Below are 2290 nucleotides of genomic sequence, written 5' to 3'. Positions count from 1 at the left end.
CATCCAGACGCGCCTGGCGGTAGCGGCCACCCACATCGAGGGCAAAGGCGCGCAGGCTCGGGCTGTCGAGACGCGGCAGGAGAATGGCACCCTGGTCGTCCTGGAGAAACTGCCCGTTTTCATCCACCACGGGGGCGCCTTCGCGACTGCCAATACCCAGTATCAGCAGTTGCGGTGCATGGCCGCTCAAGGCCTGGCGGATGCCGTTGCGCTCCAGTTCACTGAGCGATGAGGTGATCAGCAGCAAGCGGCCCTGGCCCAGTGCGCTCTGATCCAGCAGTTCAAGGGCTTTGCCAATCGCCAGGTCGGCGCGATGGCCCGGCTGCGGCATGATCGACGGCTTGAGGGCTTCGAGCAGGTTGCGGCTGGTGGCCATGTCATCGGACAGCGGCACCAGGGTATGGGCGCTGCCCGCGTAGACGATCACGGCGGTTTGCGCGTCGCTGCGGTTTTGCAGCAGGTCGTAGATTTTGCGCCGTGCCTGCTCAAGACGGTTGGGCGAACTGTCGGTGGCGAGCATTTCGGGGGTCAGTTCGAGCATCACCACCAGCGGGTCTTCGGGTTTCTGCGAGGACTGCTCGACGCGCTGCCAACTGGGTCCGAGCAGGGCCAGCAGGGCCAGCAGCCAGCCGAGCCCGAGGGCGATCCATGGCAATTTGCTGCTACGCCCGGTGCCGCCGCTGAGCAGCACCCGATGAAAGGCCGGCGGCAGGATTTTCTGCCAGCGGCCCGCGCGTTTTTCCCGGTGCCAGCGCTGCCACAGCAACCAGCCGAGCAGCGGCAGGATGAGCAGCCATTCGGGGCGGAACCAGTGCGGCCAGAGCGTACTCATCGACGCCTCCGCAGGCGCAGGTGTGTGAGGCGCGCACGCCAGTCAGGATGTTGCTGCAGAAAATGCTCCTTGCTCAGCCAGCGCTGCACCGGGTTGTTGGGCCACAGTTCGCGGATCACCAGCAGCATACTGAGCAACAGGGCCGCGGCCAGCGGCCAGCTGTAGAGTGCCTGCGCCGGACGCGCCTGGGTCGGTTGTTGGGCCACAGGCTCCAGTTGGTCGAGGGTGTCCTTGATGGCCGCCAGTTCACCGCCGTTGCGGGCGCGGAAGTAGCGGCCACCGGTGACTTTGGCGATTTCTTCGAGTGCCGGCTCATCGAGGTCGACCCCGGGGTTGATGCTGAGCAGACCCTTGCTGCTCTCGTCCGGGTCAGCGCCGATGCCGATGGGGTAGATTTTGACTCCCTCTTCGGCAGCCAGGCGAGCGGCGGTCAGCGGGTCGATATGCCCGCCGTTGTTGGCGCCATCGGTAATCAGGATCAGCACCCGGCTTTGTGCCGGGCGTTGGCGCAGGCGCTTGAGGGCCAGGCCAATGGCGTCGCCGATGGCGGTGTTCTTACCGGCGATGCCAATGCGTGCTTCGTCGAGCCAGGTATGCACGGTGTGGCGGTCGAAGGTCAGCGGCGCTTGCAGGTAAGCCTGGCTGCCGAAGAGGATCAGGCCGACGCGATCGCCCTCACGGTTTTCGAGGAACTCGCCGAGCAGGTTTTTGACCAGGTCCAGGCGGGTTACGTCTTCGCCCTGCCATTGCATGTCGGGGTAGTCCATCGAACCCGAGACATCCACGGCCACCAGCAAGTCACGGCCGCTGGCGGCAATCGGTAAAGGTTCGCCCAGCCACTGCGGGCGGGCAGCGGCCGTCAGCAACAGCAGCCAGAGCAGGATATGGGGGATTTGCTGGCGCCAGGAAGGCAGGGTGGCGCGGGCCTTGCGCCGGGTCAGTTGTTCAAGGTCACTCAAGAAACTGACCTGCAGCGCCGCCTCCCCGCTGTCGGCAGGCGGCAGCACCAGGCGCATCAACCAGGGCAGGGGCAGCAGGATGAAGATCCACGGCCAGGCAAATTCAAACATGTTTGCGAATCCAGGTTTCGACCGCCTGATTGAGCCCGGCAATGGCCTTGTCGTCGAGCTTGCACTCGGGCTTGTAGGCACCTTCGACCAGCACCATCCAGCGGGTCAAGCCGGCAGCCGGGCAGCGGTTGTCCAGGAACGCCAGCCACTTGCGGCCATTGAGGGTGTGGCTCTGGCTGTAGGGGTAGTGGTTGCGGCACAGGCGCTTGAGCAGGCCGTTGAGCTGTTGCAACCAGGCGCCGGCCGGTGCGCCATCGTAGGGTTTGGGGAAACGGGCCAGTTCTTCCAGGGCAGCCAGGCGTACCGGGTCGAGCGGTTGTTCGGTGCGTGCCGGCAGGCGTTTGGCGGGCAGGTAGCGGCGCAGCCACCACAGGCCCCATCCCAGGGC

3 protein-coding genes are annotated in these 2290 nt (G+C 65.6%); all 3 read right to left on the bottom strand.

Annotated features, from left to right (window positions below; genetic code table 11):
• Positions 1-832 (bottom strand): VWA domain-containing protein (locus GHO03_RS24225; protein ID WP_153400661.1); only part of this gene is annotated, 832 nt, incomplete at its 3' end.
• Complete coding sequence (locus GHO03_RS24220) at positions 829-1902, bottom strand: VWA domain-containing protein (protein ID WP_153400660.1); 1074 nt, start codon at positions 1900-1902, stop codon at positions 829-831. The genes GHO03_RS24225 and GHO03_RS24220, both read right to left, overlap by 4 nt.
• The coding region (locus GHO03_RS24215) for a DUF4381 domain-containing protein (protein ID WP_153400659.1) at positions 1895-2290 on the bottom strand (396 nt) is incomplete at its 5' end. The genes GHO03_RS24220 and GHO03_RS24215, both read right to left, overlap by 8 nt.

Source organism: Pseudomonas sp. FSL R10-1339, assembly GCF_009600545.1.
GTDB lineage: Bacteria > Pseudomonadota > Gammaproteobacteria > Pseudomonadales > Pseudomonadaceae > Aquipseudomonas > Aquipseudomonas bubulae.
The sequence above is the reverse complement of the archived record's forward strand: the minus strand, read 5'-3'. Positions and strand labels throughout refer to the sequence as shown.